Source organism: Solibacillus silvestris (genome assembly GCF_051967575.1).
In the GTDB taxonomy this organism is placed as follows: Bacteria; Bacillota; Bacilli; order Bacillales_A; family Planococcaceae; genus Solibacillus; species Solibacillus silvestris_B.
Map to the genome: position 1 here is coordinate 22,122 of NZ_JBQCJW010000017.1, position 23,713 is coordinate 45,834.

The following is a 23,713-nucleotide window of genomic DNA, read 5'->3' on the forward strand; positions in this document are numbered from 1 at the left end:
TATTTCATACTTTAAGCGATAAATCGCGATTTTTCAACGATTCACGCATTTTCAAATTCATTTCTCAAAAAAAGGTGATAAGGGGTTCATCCACTTATCACCTTTTCTAACAGTGAATTACTCAGCTGTAGCTTCTTCTACTTCTGGAGCTTCTTCTTCACCTTGTTTAGCTTCTAATAAAGCGTCAGCCATTTTAGCAGTTAATAATTTAACCGCGCGGATAGCATCGTCGTTTGCAGGGATTACGTAATCGATTTCATCTGGATCACAGTTAGTGTCTACGATACCAACTAGAGGGATGTTTAATTTGATTGCTTCTGCAACTGCGATACGCTCTTTACGAGGGTCTACAACGAACATTACGTCCGGAATAGCTTTCATATCACGGATACCGCCTAAGAATTTAACTAAGCGCTCGTGCTCTTTTTTAAGTTGGATTACTTCTTTTTTAGGAAGTACAGCAAAAGTGCCATCTTCTTCCATTTTTTCGATATCTTTCATACGTTTTACACGTTTTTGAATCGTACCGAAGTTTGTTAAAGTACCACCTAACCAACGTTGGTTGATGTAGTAGTTACCTGAACGTTCAGCTTCTTCTTTGATCGCTTCTTGTGCTTGTTTTTTCGTACCTACGAATAAAACTTTACCACCGTCTTGACCAACTTGACGCATAAAATCGTATGCTTCTTCTAATTTTTTAACCGTTTTTTGTAAATCGATAATGTAAATGCCGTTACGCTCTACAAAGATATATTTCTTCATTTTTGGGTTCCAACGGCGAGTTTGGTGACCGAAATGTACACCAGCTTCTAGTAATTGTTTCATTGAAATTACTGACATGAGTGTTTCCTCCTAATATGTTTGGTTTTTTTCCTCCGTATTTTTCATCTGCAACAAGCTACCCGTAGACTTACGAGCACCACTTACTACATCAAAATACGTGTGTATTGTTAACACCGCTTGTAACTATATCACACTAGACTTTCAAGTGCAACTACTTTACGTGTGAAACTTTACGAGCAGCTCTATCTCGGTTTTCCCGCGCTGCATCATTTTTGCAATTTCCTCTATCGTTTTTCCGTTGCGGTAATGCTCGATTACTTGCTGTTCGAATGACAATTTTTCCGCTGGCTGAGGGTCGGCTTTCGTGAATAGCTCCGCTTCCAATAAAGCGGTTTCCTCCACTTCCTCCACATGATCTGTTTTTTGCTTTTTATAGGCGTTTGCCGCTTGCTTTACCGGGACAAATTTCCTCTGTTCCATTTCCGGATCCCGTGCATGTTCCGCTTTTCTTTCGGGAACTTGCTGTTTTTGCGCCTTTTCGACCTGTTCGTTTACCGGCCTATGTGCCATTGGCCGGATTGGCGCATCCATAGCTCCTGCGGAAGAAACAGCTGGCTTTTTCAGCTCATTTATTAAGCGATCATTTTCTTCTTTCATTTCCATTAAATATACGCTAATGGCATTGTCCATCTCATTCACTAATTCATTTTGGCGCTTTTCCAGATCTTGAAATTTGGAAAGCTTACTGTATAAAAGAACAATGACGAAAATCGTAATTAATTGGATGAGAAAGAGGGTAATTATTAGTGCTGTCATTATGACTTCTCCTAGCCGCTAAAATCAAAAAGATTGCCTTTAAAAGGATGTTGTGCTTTTTGTTCCAGCTGTTGCTTTTTTTTCTTGTTTTGCATGGACGATTGACCATTTTGAGATTGGTCATCGTCTGCCTCCTCATTGACTGCATCCATTTCATCTGATTCGTTCACTGAAAATTGCTTACGTTCAATTTCTTTTTTTAATGCTTCATTTGCATGCATTTGCTGGAGAATATTGTTTTGTTGATGCTGATCTGCCATTTTTCCTGCATCGAATGTTTTTGGGATTGCGATTTGCAGCTCAATGCCCTTTAGACTCATATTAACGCCTCCTTACGTATTAATCATTTCTGAAGATAATAATTTACGTAATTTAAACAATGCTTTAGAGTGGATTTGCGAAATTCGTGAAGTGGACAGCTCAAGCATTTCGCCAATTTCTGTTAACGTCATTTCTTCCGAGTAAAACAAACTTATGACAAGCTGTTCTTTTTCATTTAGTTTTTTAATATTGTTTGCTAAATCGCCTAGCAGCTCTAGATGGACTGTTTGCTGTTCAGGTGTTTTTGTATGGTCGTCCCGAATGACAAATGATTTGCCTTCACCTTCTTCTTGGTCGAGCTGCTCATTAATCGATAATACATTCGAGAAAAAATGTTCCTGAAATGTCTGGTAAACTTCTTCGACAGGTAAATCCATATGTGAAGCGACTTCTTCAGGTGTCGCATGGCGCATTAATTTTTGCTCAAGCAATTCGATTTGAGTTTCCAGCTTTTTAGCCTTTTCCCGGGCAGATCTTGGGAGCCAGTCTTCTTTACGCAGTCCATCAATGATAGCTCCGCGCACACGAAACGATGCATACGTATCAAATTTCAAATCTCGGTTTATATCAAATTTATTAAGCGCATCAAATAGCCCCATCATCCCGAGACTGACTAAATCATCTCGCGAAACGTTTTTTGGAAGTCCAACGGCAATTCGCTGTACATGATACGATACAAGTGGCTTAAATTTTTTAATTAGTAAATCGCCTGCTTCTGGATCACGGTTTTTTGTCCAGCGAATCCATAGCGATTGTTCGTCTCCATGTCCTTGTTCAGTCACTCGTACCCACCCCTTTCCTAAAATAAGCTTATTATTATTTATTATACCAAAAAGCCTAAAAATAAACATGTGACTGAAGGATGAGACACAACATTTCCATAATTCAAATCAAATAAAAAAAGAGCCGAATGTACGACTCTTTTATTGGGAAAGCGCCTCATCACCATGCAGCATCGTGCGAACAACTTGTGCGATATCTTCCGTGTTTTCCTCTTCAAATTCCGTTGTAGTGCGATCGCTAATCGGAATGAATTGCTGGTTATTGTCATCTTCCATCACTGTACCCGAATTTTCATTTTCCGTTTCCGAAAAAACGAGCGCTTCTGGTGTATAGAAAATATAGCCAAGGAAATAACGAACGATAAACATGGCACCAAATGCAATTATCGCTACAACAAAAGATGCGCCAATTGTTCGCAGCGGCATTGCATATGGGTTTTGTATTGCCAAAATAAAATAAACAGCGAATGAAAGCAATGCTGCCCAAAAATTATAAAATAGTGAACCAAACATCAAATTTCACTCACTCCTTTATTTACTGTGCGTATGTTGAGTTTGTTTGTTTCAGGATTAAATTCAATGGTACGACCGCTGTTTCCACCTGTATCTTCCGCTATAATCGGGATGTTCATCTTTTTTAATTGAACTTTTACCGCTTCCACATTCCTTGGGCCGATACGCATCGAATCTTTATCTGATGTAAATTGGAACATCTGTGCGCCACCGGCAATTTTCGCTTTTAGTTTAAAGCTTTGAGCCCCTTCATGCTTCAACATATCAACTAAAGCAAGAATGCCTGTATCTGCGAATTTTGCAGCATTTATTGTTTCTGTACGACCTAAACTAGAATCTGGTAACATGACATGCACCATTCCAGCAATTTTTTTGGATTCGTCATAAATAACGACACCAACACAAGAGCCTAAGCCTGAAGTACGAATCGTTTTAGGAACTTTTACTATATCCATTTGTGCAATACCTACTTTAATCACTTCGCTTGAATTGGTAACAATCATGTAGTGGGCACTCCTAATGCTTTAAAAATAGTTTCAAATGATTCTGGTTCAGGTAACAGGAAGAAATGCCCCTTTACTGCTTCATCATCAGAAATCGCTTCTTCATAAATGGATGTATTAATTACGATTACGGTATCGCTTATTTGTGATAATTCGATAAGGCCGATACTAATGATGGCACCGAACATATCAATACTTAACCCTGGTACGGTTGGATATATTTTAAGTCCTGTAAAATCGGATAAAGCGGATAAATAGGAACCTGACAAAATATTGCCCATTTCCTGCATAGCCGACAAGCCTAACTCCGAATATGGCGGCGTTTTAAAGTCAAATGATTCATCTTGAATCAATCGGCGAATAAAACGATTCGCTTGCTCAATTGGCAAGATGAAAAACATGCTTCCTTCCGCATCGCCTTCAATCCGCAGATAAATGCCAACGACAACATTCTCAGACCCACCAGCCAGCTCCATCATTTCATTAAAGGAAACCATTTTCACATCCGGCACACGCATATCGATTTTCTTTTGCAATAAACTTGATAATGCCGTAGCAGCATGCGCAGCACCGATATTTCCAATTTCCTTTAATACGTCCAAATGGAGCAAAGTGATTTTTTCACTAAAGTTCATTTATGATCCCTACTTTAATAGATCCGAGGCAAGACAGGCTCACCCCGAAAATTATTCATTTCTCATCTGGGTTTAATACTTTATCCAAGTGAAGTAAAATTAATAAACGATTATCTAATTTTGCGACACCTGCGATAAACTCTTCTTCTAAAGAGCCAACGACTTCAGGTTGCTGTTCAATCGAAAATGCATCAATATCCAATACATCATTTGCCGAATCTACGATAAAACCGACTTCCATCGTTTCAAGCGCAATAATAATAATTCGAGTGGTTTCTTCATTTCCTGAAACCGGCAATTCAAAACGTTCACGTAAATCAATTACAGGTGTTACAACGCCTCGAAGATTAATGACACCTTTTACATAGCGTTCAGTTTTAGGCACACGTGTAATGTGCATTAATTTTTCGATTCCCTTTACGTGCGAAACAGGGATTGCATATTCTTTATCAGCTAATTGGAATACAATTACTTTTAAGTTTTTTTGCTCTATTGCATTCGTCATCCTTCACACCTCTTATCCTTTTTACTTCATCAGGGCGTTACAATCTACAATTAACGCCACTTTACCGTTGCCTAAAATAGTTGCACCTGAAATAGCAAAAATATTTGTTAAATAATTACCTAATGATTTTAATACAATTTCTTGTTGTCCGATGAATGAATCTACTACTAGACCCGCTAATTTATCACCTTTGCGAACAATTACCACTGAATGGAAGCCATCATCATTTTGCTCTTGGCGTGGCACTTCGAAAATCTCTTCAAGGAATACAAGCGGTACAACTTTGCCGCGGAAATCAATTACTTTTTGATTATGTGCATTTAAAATATCTGAATTGCGGATAATGGATGTTTCAATAATAGACGATAATGGAATTGCGTAAATTTCACTTTCAATTTCCACTAACATAACGGAAATAATCGATAATGTTAACGGTAACTGAATGGAGAATACCGAACCTACATTTTGTGTCGATTCGATGGAAATATTGCCACCTAATGATTCAATCGTCGTCTTAACAACGTCCAAGCCTACACCTCGACCAGATACATCGGAAATCACATCAGCCGTTGAAAAGCCCGATGCTAAAATAAGCTCATTAATTTGCTTATCTGTCATCGTCAGTGATTGTTCGTGCGTCACTACGCCTTTAGAAATGGCTTTTGCCAATACTCTGTCCCGGTTAATGCCTGCTCCATCATCTTCAATTTCGATAAATACATAGTTGCCGCTATGGTAAGCGCGAAGTTCAACTGTTCCTTCTTCTGGCTTTCCTTTTGCACGACGTACTTCAGGACTTTCAATTCCGTGGTCGACGGAGTTGCGGATCAAATGCACGAGCGGATCTCCGATTTCATCGATCACTGTACGATCAAGCTCTGTTTCAGCACCAATAATATTAAGTTCAATTTTTTTATTTAAATCGCGCGACAATTGGCGAACCATTTTCGGGAATCGGTTAAATACTGTTTCCACTGGTACCATGCGCATCGTTAAAACGATATTTTGTAAATCGCCCATCGTCCGGCTCATACGTTCCACTGTCTCATTCAATTCACCATGATTGACATCGGAAGCAATCGATAATAATCGACCGCGATCAATCGCAAGCTCTTCGAATAAATTCATTAAAATATCAAGTCGCTCGATGTTCACACGAATTGTTTTACTCGTTGCATGACTTGAAGATTTGCCATTGCCGTTCGACGGTGTTTTTTGCTGTTCAGCCGGCACTTCAGCATTGCCTGCCGACGTAAGGGCTGCTTCTTCTTGGACAGGCATTTCAATTGCCGTCGTTTTAGTAATGAATACATCTTGATTAATTTCATTTACAATTACAATGTCGACTTCCGAAACTTTCATAAGCATTTTTTGTAAATCTTCCGCTGGCTCCTTCGAAATGAAAGCAACATGGAATTCACTATCAAATTGCTCTTCTTCTAATTTGTCGACAGTTGGTGATGATTTAATAACATCCCCATTTTTCTCCAGAATTTCAAATACCATAAATACGCGAGCTGCTTTTAATAAACAATCTTCCCGTAAAGTTATCGTAATTTCATAGGCATTAAAATCTTGCTCCGCCGACTGTAAAATAACTGTCTTCTCAAAGTCATCATATGATAGTTTTAATTCTGCTGCTGAAAGGGTAGGCTGTTCAAGTACAGGTGCCGTAGTCGTAGCTGCAACTTCTTCCTGTGTAGACACTTCCGAAACCGCAGCAACAGCAGATTCCCCAGCTTCAATACGCTTTAATTTTTCAACTGTTGCTTGGACATCGCGCTTTCCATCTCCACCATCTGCAATGTCATATACCATCTCTTCTAAATGGTCGACAGATTCAAACACTACGTCTAAAATCTCGGCAGTAACTTTAATTTTGTCATTGCGGATTGCATCTAAAATATTTTCCATTTTATGTGTTAAATCAGCTAAATCTTCAAAGCCCATCGTTGCAGCCATACCTTTCAACGTATGCGCCGAACGGAAGATTTCCCCGACAATCGTTAAATCTTCCGGATTTTTCTCTAATTCCAATAAATGTTCACTACATGATTGCAAATGTTCTTTACTTTCTTCAATGAACATTTCCAAATATTGATTTACTTCCATTTAGAAGGCACCCCTTTTTAAGGCATATATTTCATAATTGTTTGTGCAATATCATCAACATCTGCCACTTCATCTACAAGCTGCGTTTCCACGGCAGCTTTTGGCATCCCATAAACGATACACGTTTCCGCTGACTCAGCAATAGCAATTACATTTCCCGTTTTCTTTAGTGAAACTAATCCTTTTGAACCGTCATAACCCATTCCCGTCATAATAACGGCAATTTTATCGAACTCCGAATATTGACTTACGTCTTCAAACATGACATCCACCGATGGACGATGGCCCGACCGCGGCGGCTCGTTCTGATCGAGCATCACAGCAAAAGTTGCCCCTACTTTTCTCAGCTTAAGATGAAACCCGCCAGGTGCAATATAGGCTGTCCCTTTTTGTAATATATCGCCCTGTTCTGCTTCTTTTACATGGATTTCACTTAATTGATCGAGTCTTTTCGCCAACGATTTTGTAAAACCGGCAGGCATATGCTGTACGATTAATATCGGCGCATCAATATTCGCAGGAATTTTCGTAATAACTTCTTGTAAAGCTCTAGGGCCACCAGTAGAAGTACCAATTAAAATAATCTTCTTGGAAGTTTTGCTCCATTCCGTCTTTTTACCTGTAGTATCAAAGGACGCTATCTGTTTTGCCGCTCTATTAAAATTTGATTCTTCGGTATTTTTGGGCTTACTGATAGGCTGATTAATTGCTAATGATTTATGAATAGGCTTTTTTAATTTTGCTATTGAAATTTTAGAAGCTTCTTCAACTTTACGAACTAGTTCATCTTGAATTTTATGTAAATCCAATGAAATCGTACCACTTGGTTTTGCAACAAAGTCAATCGCTCCATATTCCATTGCCATTAGCGTGTTTTCCGTTCCGCGCTGTGTCGTACTAGAAAGCATTACAACTGGCACCGGATATTTTTGCATAATCTCTTTCAAAGCTTCTAACCCATTCATTTCCGGCATTTCAACATCCATCGTGACGACATCCGGTTTAAGCTGCCCGATTTTTTTTATTGCGTCCTTTCCATTGCGCGCAGATCCTACCACTTCAATTTGCAAATGGTCAGTAAAAAAATCGCTTATTAACTTCCGCATAAAGGCAGAATCATCAACAACTAATAACTTACTTTTCTTTAAGTTGCCCACCTACTCACGACCTTTCGAAAAGATGCTTTTTAATTTTGTTAAAAACTTATTAGATTGTGTCGTTGCGTGCACTTCTTCCATTTTCTTCTGCTCTGTCAAAAATTGTTGAACAAGCTTGCCCATAGTCTTTGAGACAGGTGCATCCGGATATAGTGTTGTGAACAATGATTGTTGGCGCACTGCTTGGCGAACTACAGGGTCTTCTGGAAGGGAGCCAAGAACATGCACTTCTTTTTCCAAAAACCTCTCCATCACTGTTTTTAGACGTTTCGTCGTATCTTGACCTTCTTCAACGGTAAACGCGCGATTACATAGTAAATAAAACTTTTTCGTTGAATCTTTTAAATGGATAAACTTCATCATTGAGTATGCATCCATAATAGAAGTCGGCTCCGCTGTGGAAATGACGATAATTTCATCGATTGATGTCAATAAATCGAGCGACCAATCGACAACCCCGGCCCCCATGTCAAATAATACAAAGTCATAGGTTTTTTGGAGTGTATCAAATGCTTCGATTAAACGGCCGAATACAACTGGAGACCAATCCATTAACGATGACATGCCAGAGCCGCCGGAAATATAGCTCACACCTTCTTGCATTTCGAACATAACATCTTCTATCACCAAATGACCGTCCAAATAATCTTTCAAACTATATTTCGCGGACTTCCCTACTAGAATATGGACATTTCCCATACCGATATCCATATCTAAAATAACTACTTTTTTCCCTGTTTTAGCCAATAGCGCTGCGAAGTTTGTCGTAAAATTACTTTTGCCAACTCCACCTTTTCCGCTTACAACCGCTATTGATCTTCCTGTCTCCGTTTCGCTTCCAAGCATTTTTTGACGCAGTTTTTCAGCTTGATCCTTCATCTATATTCTCCTTGAAAAAAAGCTCTAGTAGGCTATCACTACTTGGCTGCTCTATATCTTCCGGTACTTCTTGACCATTTGTATAGTAAGCTAGGCCTTTATTATATTTAATCATTAAATTAAACATAGTGCCAATAGAATTTGTCTCATCAAGCTTCGTAAAGATGAATTTTTCGATTTGCAAGTCCTTAAATTGTTCAATTATTGATTCTAAGTCTTTTTGCTTAGCCGTTAAGGATAATACTAAATACGATTCTACTTGTTCGCCAAATCGTATTAATGATTTTAAATCGTCCACATATTTAGCTTCTTTATAATTTCTTCCGGCAGTATCAATGAAAATTAAATCTAAATGCGCTAATTTTTTTATCGCCTCTGCATAGTCTGTTGCATTATAAACGACTTCGACAGGCGCCTGGAGCAATGCAGCATAAGTTTTCAATTGTTCAATTGCTGCGATACGATATGTATCTGTTGTAATAAAACCGATTTTCTTTTTCTTCTCCAATACAGAGCGGGCCGCCATCTTTGCGATTGTTGTCGTTTTTCCGACTCCTGTAGGACCTAAAACATTAATATATTTTTTTTCATATGATAGACCGCTAATTGGAAGATCATATAGCTCTTTTCTTAAATAATCTTTCGCACCTTCCTGCATTTCATTCCAAGTAATATGCTTGCCATTTCGATTATAATGCATAAAAAGCTCATCACTAATTGCTGTGATAAGCTCCTCTCCTAGTTCCTGCTGTTTTAAAAAATCGACAAATGGTAAGAGTTCATCAGGATATTGGGATTGTGTCGACATACGTTGCATAGATTGCATCATAGATTTTAAATCAGCAATTTCCTTCACCAGGTTTTCAGGCAATAAGGAAGCATCCCCCTGCGGAGCTTTCTTAGGTTGCTCCACAGGTGAGGGAATAGGCTGATTAATTTCAGTCTTTGCTTCATCAGGAAATGAAATCGGGAATGACGGAATGTCTCGTAAAGATGATAAGGCCGACTTTTTCTCCACTCGGTCATAACCAGCCACTACTTCATAGCTTTTATTTTTTACCAGCCCGAAAAACTTTTTAGTAACGACGACTTTCGAATTTAAAATTACAGCATCCTCGCCTAAATCTGCACGTATTTGCTTCATCGCCTCAGCAATGGATGGTGCATTATATTTTTTCATCTTCATTCAACATTCACCACCCCTACGCTTTGAATTTCCACAGCTGCATCAAGCTCGTTATATGAAAGAATCGGCACTTGCGGGAAATAACGCTCTGTCAATTGTCTTAAATACATTCTCACACCAGGTGAGCATAAAATAATAGGCGATTGTTCCATATAAGAAACACGCTCAACTTCTTTTGCGATTGCTTCCAAAACAAATTGCGATTCCTGAGGATCCATCGCCAAATAGTTGCCGTGGTCTGTTTGCTGAATACTGTCGGCTACTAACTTTTCCACTCTTGCAGATACAGTGATGACTTTCAATGCTTGCTGGCCACCAACGAACTGAGCGGTAATTTGTCTCGCTAATGCTTGTCTCACATACTCTGTTAAAATGTCCGTATCACTCGTAAGCTTGGCATAATCCGCCAGTGTTTCGAATATGATCGGTAAATTTCGGACTGATACATTTTCGCGTAATAACTTGGCCAACACTTTTTGCACTTCCCCAATCGAAAGCGGAGTCGGAATTAAATCGTCCACTAAAATCGCATGTGTTTCCCTTAAGTGGTCGATTAATTGCTTCGTTTCTTGACGGCCGAGCAAATCGTGCGCATTGGCGCGAATGATTTCCGTCAAATGCGTTGAAACAACACTTGGCGGGTCCACCACTGTATAGCCATACATTTCCGCATCCTCTTTTACCGCTTCCGTAATCCACTTTGCAGGTAAACCAAATGATGGTTCGATAGTATCGATGCCATCAATTGAATCATCATCTCCAGGGCTCATTGCTAAATAATGATCTAACAATAATTCGCCGCGCGCCATTTCATTACCTTTTATTTTAATTCTGTATTCATTCGGTTGAAGCTGAATATTATCCCGGATACGAACAATCGGAATAACAATCCCCAGCTCCAATGCAAGCTGACGACGGATCATGACAACACGGTCCAGTAAATCCCCGCCTTGTGCAGCATCTACCAATGGAATAAGCCCATAGCCAAATTCAAACTCGATCGGATCCACGTTCAATAAGTTAATGACATTTTCAGGGCTTTTCATCGTATCTGTTGCCACTTCTTCCTCAAATTCCATAATCTCTTCCGGTGTTTCATCCTTTTTACGATCCATCAGGAATGCACCAATCGCTAAAACGGCAGCTACCGGAACCGTAATCCAATCCGGGATCGGCGTAAACAATCCAAGCAGGAAAATCGTGCCTGCCGCAACATATAATAGCTTCGATTGTGCAAATAATTGTGCTGTAATATCTGAACCAAGATTTCCTTTTGATGCAGCACGGGTTACGACAATCCCTGTTGCAGTGGAAATTAATAATGCAGGGATTTGAGATACGAGCCCATCACCGACTGTCAGCATGGAATATTTCGATGCGGCTTCACCAAAGCTTAGCTCCATCTGTACCATACCAATAATCATCCCGAACAGTAAATTTATCCCGACCATGATGATAGAGGCAATCGCATCCCCTTTTACAAATTTCGTCGCACCATCCATCGCACCGTAAAAGTCGGCTTCTCCCGATACTTTTTCACGACGTTCGCGTGCTTCCTTCTCTGAAATAATCCCGGCGTTTAAATCGGCATCAATACTCATTTGCTTCCCAGGCATCGCATCCAATGTAAAACGCGCAGCAACTTCTGCAACTCGTTCAGAACCTTTTGTAATTACGATGAATTGGATAATAACAAGCAATAGGAATATAACTAAACCGACTAAAATATTACCGCCAGTTACGAAATTACCGAATGTCTCGACAACTTTGCCTGCATCGCCTTCCGCTAAGATGGCACGTGTAGTCGATACGGACAATGCTAGACGGAACAATGTCAATAATAGAATAACCGTAGGGAAAATCGAGAAATCGAGAGCTTCTTTCATATTCATAGAAGTTAATAGCACTAGTAATGCAAGTGTAATATTAACAATAATTAAAAAGCTAAGCAGCCAATGTGGAAGAGGGATAATGAGCATCGCTACAACCATAATAACTGCAGCTAAAACCCCTAAATCGCGTATTTGCATTGTTGTCCCTCCTGAATATCTACGTTAAATTTTGCGTTTAATACGGTATACATATGCAAGAACTTCGGCTACAGCTTTGAAAAATTCCTCTGGCACTGCCTGCCCGATTTCAACTTGATCATACATCGCACGAGCAAGCGGTCGATTCTCAACCATAATAACATCATGTTCTTTTGCAATCATTTTTATTTTTTGGGCTACGAAATCTGTCCCTTTAGCGACAACTCTCGGAGCATCCATTTCATCTTCATCATATTTTAAAGCAATTGCATAGTGTGTCGGGTTTGTAATGACAACATCGGCGGCAGGTACTTCCTGCATCATCCTGCGCATTGCCATTTCGCGTTGACGTTGTTTGATTTTGGATTTGATCAAAGGGTCCCCTTCCGAATTTTTATGCTCGTCTTTAATATCTTGTTTAGACATTTTCAATTGTTTTTCATATTCAAAACGTTCATAAATATAATCCAGCAATGCGATAAATATGAGCATAATGGAAGCCGCAATCCCCATAATGGCAGACAGGTAAGCAACTGTCGACAATATTTGTGCCGGGCTATGTAAAGCGAGCGATAATACATCTTCTAAGTAAATAATAATAACGACGGTCGTTACCGTTCCAATTAATGTAACTTTTAATAAAGACTTAATTAAATTAACGATCGCCCGAACAGAGATTATTTTTTTTACCCCTTTAATCGGGTCCATCTTCTTTAAATCGAATTTTAATGTTTCTGTTGTAAACAGTAAGCCAAATTGAAAAAAGTTAGCTCCAATACCTGCAATCATTGCGACAACCATAATCGGTAAAACAATCATCGCCATTTCTTTAATGGACTCGACATACATATCCATAATCGTTTCAGCATTCAACGTTTCGATTAAAATATTGCGCTCAAGCGCTTGCAATAAAAATCCTTTTACTCCGTCATACATAAATGGCGCAAAAAAAAGTAAAAAGAAAAATGACAATAATAATAATACGGCAGCAGTTACGTCTTGACTTTTTAATACTTGTCCCTTTTTACGTGCATCCTGACGCTTTTTTGGTGTTGCCTTTTCCGTTTTTTCACCTGCAAAAAACTGAAGATCTACGTGTATTAAAAGCTTCATCTCCATGCTAGCCACCACCTAAAATAACCATTAAGTCACGCAAAGAAACAATCATAAATTCAATCAGTTCCTTCATAACTCCAACTAATACACCCATTGTCACGATTAGTACAAGAAACCCTACCGCGATTTTTATAGGGAAACCGATTACGAAAATATTCATTTGCGGCACCGTTTTCCCCGTAATTCCTAACGCTAATGTTACTAAAAATAGTGTTGCAACTATTGGAGCTGACATTTGAAATGCTATGGCAAAAACAGAAACAAACATTTTCATAATAAACATTGCGGTTCCTTCTTCACCGAAATTCGGGAAAAATTGATCCATCGGCATAAATTGATAACTGTAAAATATCCCGTCCAAAATGAGATGGTGACCATTTATCGCCAACAATATAAGCAATGTTAAAAAGTTTAAAAATTGCCCCATTAAAGGGGATTGGGCACCTGTTTGCGGGTCAATAATGTTCGCCATCGCGAAGCCCATTTGGAAATCAATAAAACCGCCTGCAATTTGGACAGCAGACAAGATTATCATCGCGGCCAATCCTAGCATAAGCCCGATAATCGCCTCTTTTAAAACGAGTAATATGTATAAACCATTAATTTCAAACGGCTCGATATTAAACGTATAGTACATCATCCACGCTAAAATAACTGCTAACGTAATACGCACTTGTGGCGGAATTGTACGATAGGAAAATAAAGGGACGGATACGAAAAATGCAGAAACACGCACTAAAATTAATAGCAATATCGATAGATTCGGTAATAATTCCGTCATTTTCTCACCCAATATACCGGACTAAATTATTTAAAATGCCATGAAAATAATCTGTCATTCTCGAAATCATAAACGGTCCAAAAAAAACTAGCGCCACTAACACCGCCACGATTTTTGGCACGAAAGCCAACGTTTGCTCTTGAATGGAAGTCGTAGCTTGAAATATACTAACGATTAAACCGGTAGACAACGCGATTAATAGTAAAGGACCCGAGACTATCAATACGGTGAAAACTGCATTTTCTGCAACTGCAATGACCATTTCCTGTGTCACTATGTATCATCCCCTAAAAACTTTGAAGTAAAGATTTCATAACTAAATACCAACCATCAACGAGTACAAACAACAAAATTTTAAATGGAAGTGAAATCATTACTGGAGGCAGCATCATCATCCCCATCGACATGAGCGTACTTGCGACGACCATATCAATTACTAAAAACGGAATGAATATCATAAAACCCATTTGGAAAGCTGTTTTAATTTCACTTAAAGCAAATGCGGGCACTAATAGAGTCATCGGAATTTCTTCTATAGAATCCGGATACTCGGCTTCGTTATACTCTATAAATAGCTCTAAATCTTTTTGCCTTGTATGCTGTGCCATAAATTGTTTAAATGGTATCGTCGCCCGCTCATATGCTTCCTCTAGATTGATTTCTTCATCAAATAGCGGCTGCAATGCCTGCTCATTTACTTGTTGAAATGTCGGTGCCATAATAAAAAATGTTAAAAATAATGCTAATCCGATAATGACTTGGTTCGGTGGCATTTGGTTCGTGGCAAGCGCTGTCCTTGTAAACGATAATACGATGACAATACGGGCAAACGATGTCATTAATATTAAAATACTGGGTGCTAAAGATAGAACCGTCAACAGGAATAACAGCGTCACCGATGTGGATATATTTCCTGGATCACTTTCAGAAAAAACGGAAAGAAGATCATTCATCGCTCATCACGCTCCTGTTCTTTCCAACGCTCTAATTCATCACTTCGTTGTTGCTTAATTTTCCCTATTTTCTCATTGAACATATCATTAAATTTCGGGCTATCAGAAATATCCCCGGGCTGACTTCTTTTTGAAAACTTCTTAAATAATTCCGCAATATACGGTGTTGCACTTACTACTTTTTGATTACTTTCCACTTGACTGAGCAATTGTTCGATTTCTTCATCTGAATCAATTTCTTTCAGAAGCTGGATGTTTTCGCCCACCCCTACTACATACACACTTTTACCAATTAACAGTAATTGCACAGACTTTTGCTGTCCTACAGACAACCCGCCGATATTTTTGATAACGGCATTTTGTTGATAGTTTAAGTTACGCTTGTTTAAATACTTCAAAATAAACAATAATAGCCCTAGTACGAAGACAAGTGCTATTAAAACTTTTATGTAATCCCAGAACCCGATACTAACAGATGCCGATTCAGTAGATTCTGTGCCGGCATCTGGAGTATTGTCTTCTGAAATATTTTCTTCTGAACATAATTCAGGATTTTCATTACAGTTCTCGTATACGTTACTTACCATCGCAAAAGTTCCATTTGATATTGGTGCGAATAATGCCGTCATCCATACTATCCCAACAGCTAGCCAAAATCGAAATGATTTATTTGCTTTCATAAAATCAACCTAATGCTTTTTGAATTGCTTCAATTACTCGATCTGCTTGGAAAGGTTTCACAATAAAATCTTTTGCGCCAGCCTGAATCGCATCAATTACCATCGCTTGTTGTCCCATTGCCGAACACATAATGACGACAGCGCTCGGATCAGTGCCTTTAATTGCCTTTAATGCAGCAATGCCGTCCATTTCAGGCATTGTAATATCCATTGTTACTAAATCCGGACGTAGCTCATTGTACTTTTCAACAGCTTGTAAACCGTCAGCTGCCTCTCCCACTACTTCATAGCCATTTTTCGTTAAAATGTCCTTAATCATCATGCGCATGAATGCTGCATCGTCAACAATTAAAATCTTTTTAGACATATTCTGATTCCTCCAATTAAAAAACTATCTTAAATTGTTCAAGCGATCAGCTTGACTTAAAATATCTGTGATTCGAACACCGAAGTTCTCATCAATTACTACTACTTCGCCTTTTGCAATTAAGCGGCTGTTCACTAAAATATCAACAGGCTCACCGGCAAGCTTATCCAATTCAATAATTGAGCCACTGGAAAGTTCCAATATTTCTTTTACTGAACGTTTCGTACGTCCAAGCTCTACTGTTACTTGCAGCGGTATATCAAGCAGCATATTCAAGTTTCGGGCTTCTGCCTGTGAAATATTGGCAGATTCAAAGCTTGCAAATTGAGCTTGCTGTACATTTGCTGGTGGCGGTGTATAAGCAGGCTGCTGATATACCGGTTGCTGATACATCGGCTGTTGCATCGGCTGCTCATACATTGGTTGTTGCATTGGCTGTTGAACAGCTGGCTGAGCTTGCTGCTGCATCGGTTGTTGCTGAGGTGCTGCTGGCTGTGCAACGGGTGGCGGCTCAATTGTCGTTGTTGCAGCAATTGGCTCATCAGTTTCTCCCATTAATGACTTTACTATTTTTTTACTAAAGTTTAAAGGTAGTAATTGCATTAAATTAGAATCTATTAATTCCCCTATACGCAATCTAAATGAAATTTTCACTAATAAATCATCCGGCGGGATATTATCAGTGCCTTCATTTTGTGATACATTCATTAAGTCAATTGTCGGTGGTGATATATCCACCTTTTGATTAAACACTGTTGACATTGATGTAGCAGCGGAACCCATCATTTGATTCATCGCTTCCTGAACGGCGCTTAATTGGATTTCGCTCAATTCGGGCTTCGGATTTAAACCGTCCCCGCCTAGCATTAAATCTGCTATAATCGCAGCATCCGATTGTTTGATTACGAGTAGATTCATCCCCGATAATCCAATTGTATATTCAACTTGCACCGCAACATATGGATGCGGGAATTCCTCTTCTAAACGATTGCGGTTAATCATCGAGATGCTTGGTGTTGTAATATCGACTTTTTGCCCTAATAATGCAGATAAAGCGGTAGCAGAACTACCAAACGATATATTACCAACCTCACCTAACGCATCTATTTCTATCGGACTCAAGTGATCCTCGACTTTAATTTCTTCTTGTGTAGTTTGCATATTTTCTGTATTGGCAGGAATATCCTCCAATGTCTCGCCCCTTAATAGAGCCTCAATTTCTTCTTGGGAGAGCATTTCATCACTCATCTTCGTCTCCTCCTTTCAAAGGGTCGATAATTTGGACAGCCATTTTTTTATTTAATTTCCCTGGCTGCACGGTGAACTTTGGCAAGTTCCCGACTTTTAATGTAAGTGGATTCTCAATTTTTTGACTTAATGGAATGACATCACCTATCGTCATCATTAAGAAATCCTCAATTGTAATATCCGTCGTGCCCAGTTCAGCAATGACGGGCAATTTCGCTTGTTTTACACGTGTTTCAAGCATTTTTGTTTGTTCTGGAGAAATCTCTTTCGTATTTGTCTGCATCCAATAACGGACAGATAAATTCGGAACAATCGGCTCTAATACAACATGCGGGATACAAATATTAATCATCCCTGTCGTTTCGCCAATTATCGTATTTAACGAAATAACGACCACTGTTTCATTCGGAGAAATCATTTGTAAAAACTGCGGGTTTACTTCCAGTTCTACAAGCATTGGATCAATTTCAGCAATATTCTCCCATGCCTCACGCAAATTATCAAATGAACGTTCGAATAAGTTTGTCATGATTTTCGTTTCAATTTCGGTTAAATTGTCTACATTGCTATGGCTCGCACCTGTTCCGCCCATTATGCGATCTAACATTGAATAAGCGATATTCGGGTTAATCTCCATTAAAATATTGCCATCTAATGGCGGAACCTCGAACACATTAATTAATGTCATGTTTGGTATGGATCGGACAAATTCTTCAAATGGAATTTGGTCAACAGATGCTACCGTTATTTGTACATAGCTTCTTAACTGTGCTGAGAAGAAGGTTGTTAACAGTCGTGCAAAATTTTCATGTATACGGGTCAAACTTCGGATTTGATCTTTAGAGAAGCGTAACGCACGTTTAAAGTCATATACTTTCACTTTACGTGTTTCATCTTCTTTTTTCATGTCTGCTGCCGACATTTCTCCGGTTGAAATTGCTGATAAAAGCGCATCAATCTCGGATTGCGACATTATATCTCCTGCCATTTGCCCACCTCCATTTCAAGATTTACTATTGTTTGCGGTTCGCTTATTGAAGTACGTAGGAAGTAATGTACACTTGTGTAACTTCTCCTTCTTGCATCAACTCATTTACTTGAGATTTAATCGCATTTTGGAATGTAACTTTACCTTGTTTCCCTTTTAAAGCTTCCTCTTCCATTTCTGAAAGTTCTTGTATAACGATGTTTTTCACTTGGAAGTCACGTTTTAATAGTTCTTCACCAGCTTTTTTATCTGATGCCTGAATTTTTAATGAAAGTCGAACAAAGCTTCCATCCGCTAAATTTGTCGTAATCTCAGGTATATCGACTGACGACTCAACGATCTCATCGATTGTCGGACCACTCGGCTTTTCTTTGTCGAGCTGTGTTAATAACACCACTACAATAACACCGATCAGTGTAATCGTCACTAATATAATGAGCATAATCGTTAATAATTTATTGTTCTTCATCTTCTTCACCTCTTAGATGCGGGTTTGATAAAACTTGTATATGTTGATAAAAGGCATTTACCTTTTGTCGCACCTGTTCTTCAGTTTCTAAAACAATGAATTTACGCCCAGTCGTCAGCGTAATCGTTGTGTCTGGAAAAGCTTCGACTGTTTCTATGTATAAAGCGTTCAAACTAAATGCTTTGCCATTTAGGCGAGTTACTTCAATCATTGAAATGGGGCCGGACCTAATGAAGAGCCGGCCCGACCCTCCTTTGCAATGAATATATTTAATTTAATTTAATTTAGATTATCGTTTCAAGTTTACTAGCTCTTGCAAAATTTCATCGGAAGTAGTGATGATACGAGAGTTCGCCTGGAAACCGCGCTGTGCAACGATCATTTCCGTGAATTCTTCTGAAAGGTCGACATTGGACATTTCAAGGAAGTTGGAGTTCACTGAACCGATACCTGCCTGAGTTCCTACTTGCACTAATGGGTCACCCGAGTTTGCTGACATTTGGAAGTAGTTGGATCCAGTTTTTTCCAAGCCTGAAGCATTCGGGAATTTTGCCAATAATGCTTGACCAGCGAATTGTAACTTACCATTAACGTCAACATAATATACAGAACCATCTTGTGAGATAGACATCGATTGTGCATTTGTTGGAATACGCATAGGTCCCATCGTGCCGGTAGCAGGAGTTATTTGACCATCTACATACAGATTATCTGACCCCTGCGCCAAAGCTGCCCGTTCGTCATCCGCCAAACTCTCCGCATCTGGATCAACTTCCGCATATAATGTTTCGTTTGCAATACCTACTAAATACTTACCATCACCATTCACCAAATACCCGTTTTTATCCATATACATATTTCCTGCACGCGTATATTGAATATTAGTGAAACCATCATCCAGCAAAGGGTTTTGCGTTAAATCTTCCATCTCATCAGGAGTCGGTGCTGCAACTGCAGCTGAATCTGCCACCATAAAGAATCCATCACCAGAAATCGCCAAGTCTAACGTACGACCAGTAGATTGCATCGAACCTGGGCTATGCACTGTATCAATCGCTGCTAATTGCGATCCCAATCCTACCTGAATCGCGTTCACACCCCCGCGTGTGGCAGTTGGGCCTGAAGCACCGGCTTGAGATTGTGAAATCAAATCCTTAAAAATCGTACGTTCCTTTTTAAACCCGTACGTATTAACGTTAGCAATATTGTTACCAATCACGTCTAATTTTGTTTGGAAGTTTTTTAAGCCTGAAATACCTGAATACATTGAACGTAACATCGGTTGTCGTTCTCCCTTCAATTTTCAAATCAAATTTTTAAGTTAAGCTGTCTCTATCATTCAACAGCTTTAGGCTTCCTTACTTCAGAAGGTCCAGCCTATAAAACAATCGTTCCATCAATATTTGTAAACAATTGCTTTTTTGCTTCTGTACGGTCTAATGCCGTAATCACTGTCGCATTTTTCGCGCTTACAATTAATGCTGCCTGCTCTAAAAGGACTAACGGCTGTTTAACGCCTCTATCTTTTGCTTCAAATACTTTTTCAGTGATTTCCTGCCATTCTCTATCTGAAATCGAAATGTTCCGGTCGCTCAGCCGTTCAGATGCATGCTTGCTTATTCTTAACTGTTCAACTGTCGCTTGTTTCAAATGGTCGATAAATGACTGTTTTGTAATTTGTGACGAGTTTTGTTTGACTGTCGGCTGAATAGGCGGATGATACGGTATATGTTGTATATTGACTCGATTCATCAAACTCACCTCTTATTCAGTAACGGTTTCTGACTCAGCTGCTTGCTCTTCATCATTCTTCGTTTCAGTTGTATTTTCAACAACAGTAAACTGGTCTTTCGTTAAACGGGTTCCGTCATTTAAAATATATTCAATGTTGACATTATTTGTCTTAATCGCTTCAATGATAGCTTCAATTACTTGATCGCCATTTGTATAGTGAACTTTTTGACCAATAAGTTTGCTCGCTTCTGCCAATGGATTGCCTGCAGGTACTGTCGGTTGTGTCGATTGATTGCCACCTAAAATCGATGAAATATTTCCCGGTGTAATTTTTTTGCCGTCCGCTAGTATAAACACCGCTTCCCCATTAACGAATTGCAGCTCTTGAATGACACCTGAACCTTCGTTGTAAATCGGCTTACCGTCTGCATCCACTTTATCTGTTAGTTCATGCCATTTTACTTCTTTTCCGACAAATGTTGAATAACTCATCAACTGTGATTGATATTGCGATTCAAGCAAATTTTCCATCGCTTTAGTCATGTTTTGCATTTGTTCCAAAGAAGAGAATTGCGCCATTTGTGCAATGAATTCCTTATCATCCATCGGGCTTGTCGGATCTTGGTTTTGCAGCTGGGTAATTAAAATTTTCAAAAATGCATCTTTCCCAAGCGCGCCATTGTCCTGTTTGTCTGTTACTTTGAAATTTGGATTATTCGCCGGCAAATAATAATCATTTGTAATTGGGTTTGTCATCTACTCTACCTCCTCGCTTAATAAGTCTTTAAACGATATTGCCTCATCTTCTTGACCTTGATCGTCTTCGTTATTGTCCCGTTCTTCATCATCTTGGCGGAAGAAGTTATTGAAGAAGCTTTGATCGCGTGTATTGCGGTCTGCGTCTTGTAATGATTGTGCAACATCAATGCGATCCATTTGGATATTTTGCGCGACGAATCCTGCCTTTAATTGGTTAATATTATTTTCCAGCAATTCTTTTCCGATTGGTGTAGTTGCCAGTAATCTTGCTGTAAGTACGCCATCTTTTTGCACCAATTCAATACGGATTTGCCCTAAGTTTTCCGGGAACAGCTTTAAAAATAACTTCATATTACCTTGCTGTCCAGAAATTTGACTGCGATTAATCAAGTTTTGAATTTCTTTTGCCAATGCATCAGATTGTGCAGGTCTTTCTGCTGGTAATGTAACCGTGACTGTTTTTGTTTGAGCAGCTTGTTGTTGTAAATGAGCAGCTGATTGTGTTTCGGTTTCGACTTTTACCGTTGTCTGCTGAGCCTGCTGATTTTGCTGTGACTGGTTTTGATTATTTTGTTGGGATGATTGCTGTGCTACTTGTTGGACAACTTGCTGAAAAGTAGATGTTTTCGTTGTAACTTGCTCTGTCGCAACTGTTTTTCGCGCTTCATCAGCCAATGCCAATAACGCTTCTTTTAGTTGGGATAATTGAGTCTCTTGCACATATACAGTGTCTACTTTACTTCCTGCTAACTGTGCCAGCTTTAAAAACTTTACAACTTGCTGCAGTTCTTCCGGTTGAATATTAATATTGTCGCTTTCCTTTGTACCTTGCAGTGCCGCCAATACTTCGCTTATAATTTGCGGTGCTTGTTCAATAACCGACCAAATATCGGTAATGTCCTGCATCGCATCGCCTAATAATTGCTCTATAATTTGAGTAAGCTGTTCTTCGGTCATTCCTGCAAGCTCAGCTAAATTTCCAAGTGTTAATAATTCATCGACTGCAACCGGCGTACCCTCTTCTCCAATTAAAGCAAATAGCCCCGATTCATCCATCTCAATTCCTAATTGTTCCAATAAGCTTTCCAGCGAGTCACTTTCCAAAATTTGTGTAACCCCTTCAGCCAATGACTGTTCAGACTGTGCATTTCGTTGAACAGGCTGATTTGATGTTGACATGATTGATTGAAACACGCTGCCAAAAGCATTTGCGTCCGGTGTTGAAGATCCGACTGCATTTGATTGGCCTGCTTGCTTTGGCATCTTTGCTGTCGATATTGTTTGCAGCATTGCGATATTCATTTTTTCACCTCCCTTCAAATTAGCTTATTGCTGCGATAAAAGCTCTGTATAACGAGCAGCATCTGCCGGGGACATTTTCGCAAAGATTGCAGATAATGTGTCTGGCTTCATGCTCGACATAATACGCAGACTTTCAGTATCACTCATTTGAACTAATATTGGCGCCGCTGTTTTAGCGGACATTTTTTCAAACGTCGATAAAATTTCATTAAATTCTTTTTGTGTTTCTTCTTGATTGCGCTTTAGCTTTTCAATTTCAAACAGCAATCGCTCCTGCTCGGCCAATAGCTCGTCTTTTTCAGCTGCCGATGATTCGATTTGTGATTGAAGCTGTGTAATTTGTGCTTCCTTGTCTTGAATTTCCGCTTGCAATTCCACAACTTTTTGTTCATTTAAAGAGCTGTTTTCTATTACTCCCTCTTTTTCATCGGAGTTAATAAATGGTATTTTGTTTACGGCATCATCCGCCATTTTAAACACGTTATATTCCGTCACTGATGAAATGATCAATAAAATTGCAATGAGGAACATGAATGGGATTAAAAACAAGTAAAAAAACTTTTTGAAAAAACCGGGTGATTTATTTTCCACTTCTGTTTCTTCCACTTGCTGTTCCATTATTTTTTTAGTTCTTTTTGCCACGAAATCACCTGATTTCCCTCTTGTAATACGCAAGTGTCGAAAGCTCATCTAGTTGAATTGCTTCAATACGCAGTTGATCCTCTTTAAATCTCTCGTAATCATTTTCACGCATTTTTTCATATTTACGTACTTCCAAGTTTTTTTCTATTAATTTTTGCTCATGCCAATTCATTTTAGCGCGTGCTTGAGCGACTTTCTGCTGTACATCCTCAATCGTTTTTTCCATGCTATCAATAAATTTGGAATAATGATTTATCTCATCAATAGAAGAGCCTACTTTTAAACGCTCTTGCTGATAGGCGATTAAATCTTCCTTTTTTCTCAATAATTCATATAGCTTTGTTGCGATTCCCTCAAATACTTGGACCGATTCTTTAAAGGCAAGCTCAGACTCAGTTTTTTCCTGTTCTTTTACGACAAGAATTTTTTCAAAACGATAATTGTAATTCATA

29 protein-coding genes are annotated in these 23,713 nt (G+C 39.0%); all 29 read right to left on the reverse strand.

What is annotated here, in order from left to right; genetic code table 11:
* Positions 1-117: 117 nt before the first annotated feature.
* Positions 118-840 carry a 30S ribosomal protein S2 gene (gene rpsB, locus ACTHOQ_RS11640; RefSeq protein ID WP_440496317.1) on the reverse strand — a complete coding sequence of 241 codons (723 nt, stop codon included), beginning with the start codon at positions 838-840 and terminating at the stop codon, positions 118-120.
* A 159-nt stretch (positions 841-999) separates the two neighbouring features.
* A complete protein-coding gene (locus ACTHOQ_RS11645; protein WP_440496318.1) occupies positions 1,000-1,599 on the reverse strand; it encodes a DUF6115 domain-containing protein in 600 nt (199 codons plus the stop codon).
* 11 nt (positions 1,600-1,610) lie between these two features.
* On the reverse strand, positions 1,611-1,919 hold the full coding sequence (locus ACTHOQ_RS11650) for an RNA polymerase subunit sigma (protein WP_440496319.1): 309 nt from the start codon (positions 1,917-1,919) through the stop codon (positions 1,611-1,613).
* Between the two features lie 12 nt (positions 1,920-1,931).
* Positions 1,932-2,702 (reverse strand): FliA/WhiG family RNA polymerase sigma factor, encoded by a 771-nt coding sequence (locus ACTHOQ_RS11655; protein ID WP_440496320.1) that lies wholly within the window; start codon positions 2,700-2,702, stop codon positions 1,932-1,934.
* A gap of 141 nt (positions 2,703-2,843) precedes the next feature.
* A complete protein-coding gene (locus ACTHOQ_RS11660; RefSeq protein WP_440496363.1) occupies positions 2,844-3,215 on the reverse strand; it encodes a multidrug transporter in 372 nt (123 codons plus the stop codon).
* Complete coding sequence (locus ACTHOQ_RS11665) at positions 3,215-3,718, reverse strand: chemotaxis protein CheD (protein ID WP_440496321.1); 504 nt, start codon at positions 3,716-3,718, stop codon at positions 3,215-3,217. The genes ACTHOQ_RS11660 and ACTHOQ_RS11665 overlap by 1 nt, the downstream gene beginning before the upstream one ends.
* Positions 3,715-4,353 carry a chemotaxis protein CheC gene (locus tag ACTHOQ_RS11670; RefSeq protein WP_440496322.1) on the reverse strand — a complete coding sequence of 213 codons (639 nt, stop codon included), beginning with the start codon at positions 4,351-4,353 and terminating at the stop codon, positions 3,715-3,717. Before ACTHOQ_RS11670 ends, ACTHOQ_RS11665 begins: the two co-directional genes overlap by 4 nt.
* Positions 4,354-4,408: 55 nt before the next feature.
* Complete coding sequence (locus ACTHOQ_RS11675; protein WP_440496323.1) at positions 4,409-4,858, reverse strand: chemotaxis protein CheW; 450 nt, start codon at positions 4,856-4,858, stop codon at positions 4,409-4,411.
* A gap of 21 nt (positions 4,859-4,879) precedes the next feature.
* Complete coding sequence (locus ACTHOQ_RS11680) at positions 4,880-6,970, reverse strand: chemotaxis protein CheW (RefSeq protein ID WP_440496324.1); 2,091 nt, start codon at positions 6,968-6,970, stop codon at positions 4,880-4,882.
* A 17-nt stretch (positions 6,971-6,987) separates the two neighbouring features.
* Positions 6,988-8,127: a protein-glutamate methylesterase/protein-glutamine glutaminase gene (locus tag ACTHOQ_RS11685; protein ID WP_440496325.1), complete on the reverse strand. Its 1,140-nt coding sequence runs from the start codon at positions 8,125-8,127 to the stop codon at positions 6,988-6,990.
* Positions 8,128-9,006, reverse strand: a complete 879-nt coding sequence (locus ACTHOQ_RS11690; protein ID WP_440496326.1) for a MinD/ParA family protein — start codon at positions 9,004-9,006, stop codon at positions 8,128-8,130.
* Positions 8,990-10,192 carry a flagellar biosynthesis GTPase FlhF gene (gene flhF, locus ACTHOQ_RS11695; protein ID WP_440496327.1) on the reverse strand — a complete coding sequence of 401 codons (1,203 nt, stop codon included), beginning with the start codon at positions 10,190-10,192 and terminating at the stop codon, positions 8,990-8,992. The genes ACTHOQ_RS11690 and flhF overlap by 17 nt, the downstream gene beginning before the upstream one ends.
* Positions 10,189-12,222 (reverse strand): flagellar biosynthesis protein FlhA, encoded by a 2,034-nt coding sequence (flhA, locus tag ACTHOQ_RS11700; protein ID WP_440496328.1) that lies wholly within the window; start codon positions 12,220-12,222, stop codon positions 10,189-10,191. The genes flhF and flhA overlap by 4 nt, the downstream gene beginning before the upstream one ends.
* 24 nt (positions 12,223-12,246) lie before the next feature.
* The gene (gene flhB / locus ACTHOQ_RS11705) at positions 12,247-13,335 is read right to left on the reverse strand and encodes a flagellar biosynthesis protein FlhB (protein WP_440496364.1); all 1,089 of its coding nucleotides are present in this window, start codon (positions 13,333-13,335) and stop codon (positions 12,247-12,249) included.
* 7 nt (positions 13,336-13,342) lie between these two features.
* A complete protein-coding gene (gene fliR / locus ACTHOQ_RS11710; protein ID WP_440496329.1) occupies positions 13,343-14,119 on the reverse strand; it encodes a flagellar biosynthetic protein FliR in 777 nt (258 codons plus the stop codon).
* 4 nt (positions 14,120-14,123) lie between these two features.
* On the reverse strand, positions 14,124-14,393 hold the full coding sequence (gene fliQ, locus ACTHOQ_RS11715; protein WP_440496330.1) for a flagellar biosynthesis protein FliQ: 270 nt from the start codon (positions 14,391-14,393) through the stop codon (positions 14,124-14,126).
* A gap of 13 nt (positions 14,394-14,406) precedes the next feature.
* Positions 14,407-15,072 (reverse strand): flagellar type III secretion system pore protein FliP, encoded by a 666-nt coding sequence (gene fliP, locus ACTHOQ_RS11720; RefSeq protein ID WP_440496331.1) that lies wholly within the window; start codon positions 15,070-15,072, stop codon positions 14,407-14,409.
* A complete protein-coding gene (locus tag ACTHOQ_RS11725) occupies positions 15,069-15,752 on the reverse strand; it encodes a flagellar biosynthetic protein FliO (RefSeq protein ID WP_440496332.1) in 684 nt (227 codons plus the stop codon). Before ACTHOQ_RS11725 ends, fliP begins: the two co-directional genes overlap by 4 nt.
* A 4-nt stretch (positions 15,753-15,756) precedes the next feature.
* Positions 15,757-16,119 (reverse strand): response regulator, encoded by a 363-nt coding sequence (locus tag ACTHOQ_RS11730; RefSeq protein ID WP_340771705.1) that lies wholly within the window; start codon positions 16,117-16,119, stop codon positions 15,757-15,759.
* 24 nt (positions 16,120-16,143) lie between these two features.
* On the reverse strand, positions 16,144-17,367 hold the full coding sequence (fliY, locus tag ACTHOQ_RS11735; protein WP_440496333.1) for a flagellar motor switch phosphatase FliY: 1,224 nt from the start codon (positions 17,365-17,367) through the stop codon (positions 16,144-16,146).
* Positions 17,360-18,355: a flagellar motor switch protein FliM gene (fliM, locus tag ACTHOQ_RS11740; RefSeq protein ID WP_440496334.1), complete on the reverse strand. Its 996-nt coding sequence runs from the start codon at positions 18,353-18,355 to the stop codon at positions 17,360-17,362. The genes fliY and fliM overlap by 8 nt, the downstream gene beginning before the upstream one ends.
* Before the next feature lie 43 nt (positions 18,356-18,398).
* Positions 18,399-18,824 carry a flagellar basal body-associated protein FliL gene (gene fliL, locus ACTHOQ_RS11745; RefSeq protein WP_440496335.1) on the reverse strand — a complete coding sequence of 142 codons (426 nt, stop codon included), beginning with the start codon at positions 18,822-18,824 and terminating at the stop codon, positions 18,399-18,401.
* A complete protein-coding gene (locus ACTHOQ_RS11750) occupies positions 18,811-19,035 on the reverse strand; it encodes a flagellar FlbD family protein (RefSeq protein ID WP_440496336.1) in 225 nt (74 codons plus the stop codon). Before ACTHOQ_RS11750 ends, fliL begins: the two co-directional genes overlap by 14 nt.
* 78 nt (positions 19,036-19,113) lie before the next feature.
* The gene (locus tag ACTHOQ_RS11755) at positions 19,114-20,103 is read right to left on the reverse strand and encodes a flagellar hook-basal body complex protein (RefSeq protein WP_440496337.1); all 990 of its coding nucleotides are present in this window, start codon (positions 20,101-20,103) and stop codon (positions 19,114-19,116) included.
* A 98-nt stretch (positions 20,104-20,201) separates the two neighbouring features.
* On the reverse strand, positions 20,202-20,576 hold the full coding sequence (locus ACTHOQ_RS11760; protein ID WP_440496338.1) for a TIGR02530 family flagellar biosynthesis protein: 375 nt from the start codon (positions 20,574-20,576) through the stop codon (positions 20,202-20,204).
* Between the two features lie 12 nt (positions 20,577-20,588).
* Positions 20,589-21,314: a flagellar hook assembly protein FlgD gene (flgD, locus tag ACTHOQ_RS11765; RefSeq protein WP_440496339.1), complete on the reverse strand. Its 726-nt coding sequence runs from the start codon at positions 21,312-21,314 to the stop codon at positions 20,589-20,591.
* Entirely contained in the window at positions 21,315-22,619 is a 1,305-nt protein-coding gene (locus ACTHOQ_RS11770; protein ID WP_440496340.1) for a flagellar hook-length control protein FliK, read from the reverse strand.
* A 24-nt stretch (positions 22,620-22,643) separates the two neighbouring features.
* On the reverse strand, positions 22,644-23,294 hold the full coding sequence (locus tag ACTHOQ_RS11775; protein WP_440496341.1) for a MotE family protein: 651 nt from the start codon (positions 23,292-23,294) through the stop codon (positions 22,644-22,646).
* Positions 23,266-23,712, reverse strand: a complete 447-nt coding sequence (fliJ, locus tag ACTHOQ_RS11780) for a flagellar export protein FliJ (RefSeq protein ID WP_440496342.1) — start codon at positions 23,710-23,712, stop codon at positions 23,266-23,268. Before fliJ ends, ACTHOQ_RS11775 begins: the two co-directional genes overlap by 29 nt.
* Position 23,713 lies beyond the last annotated feature (1 nt).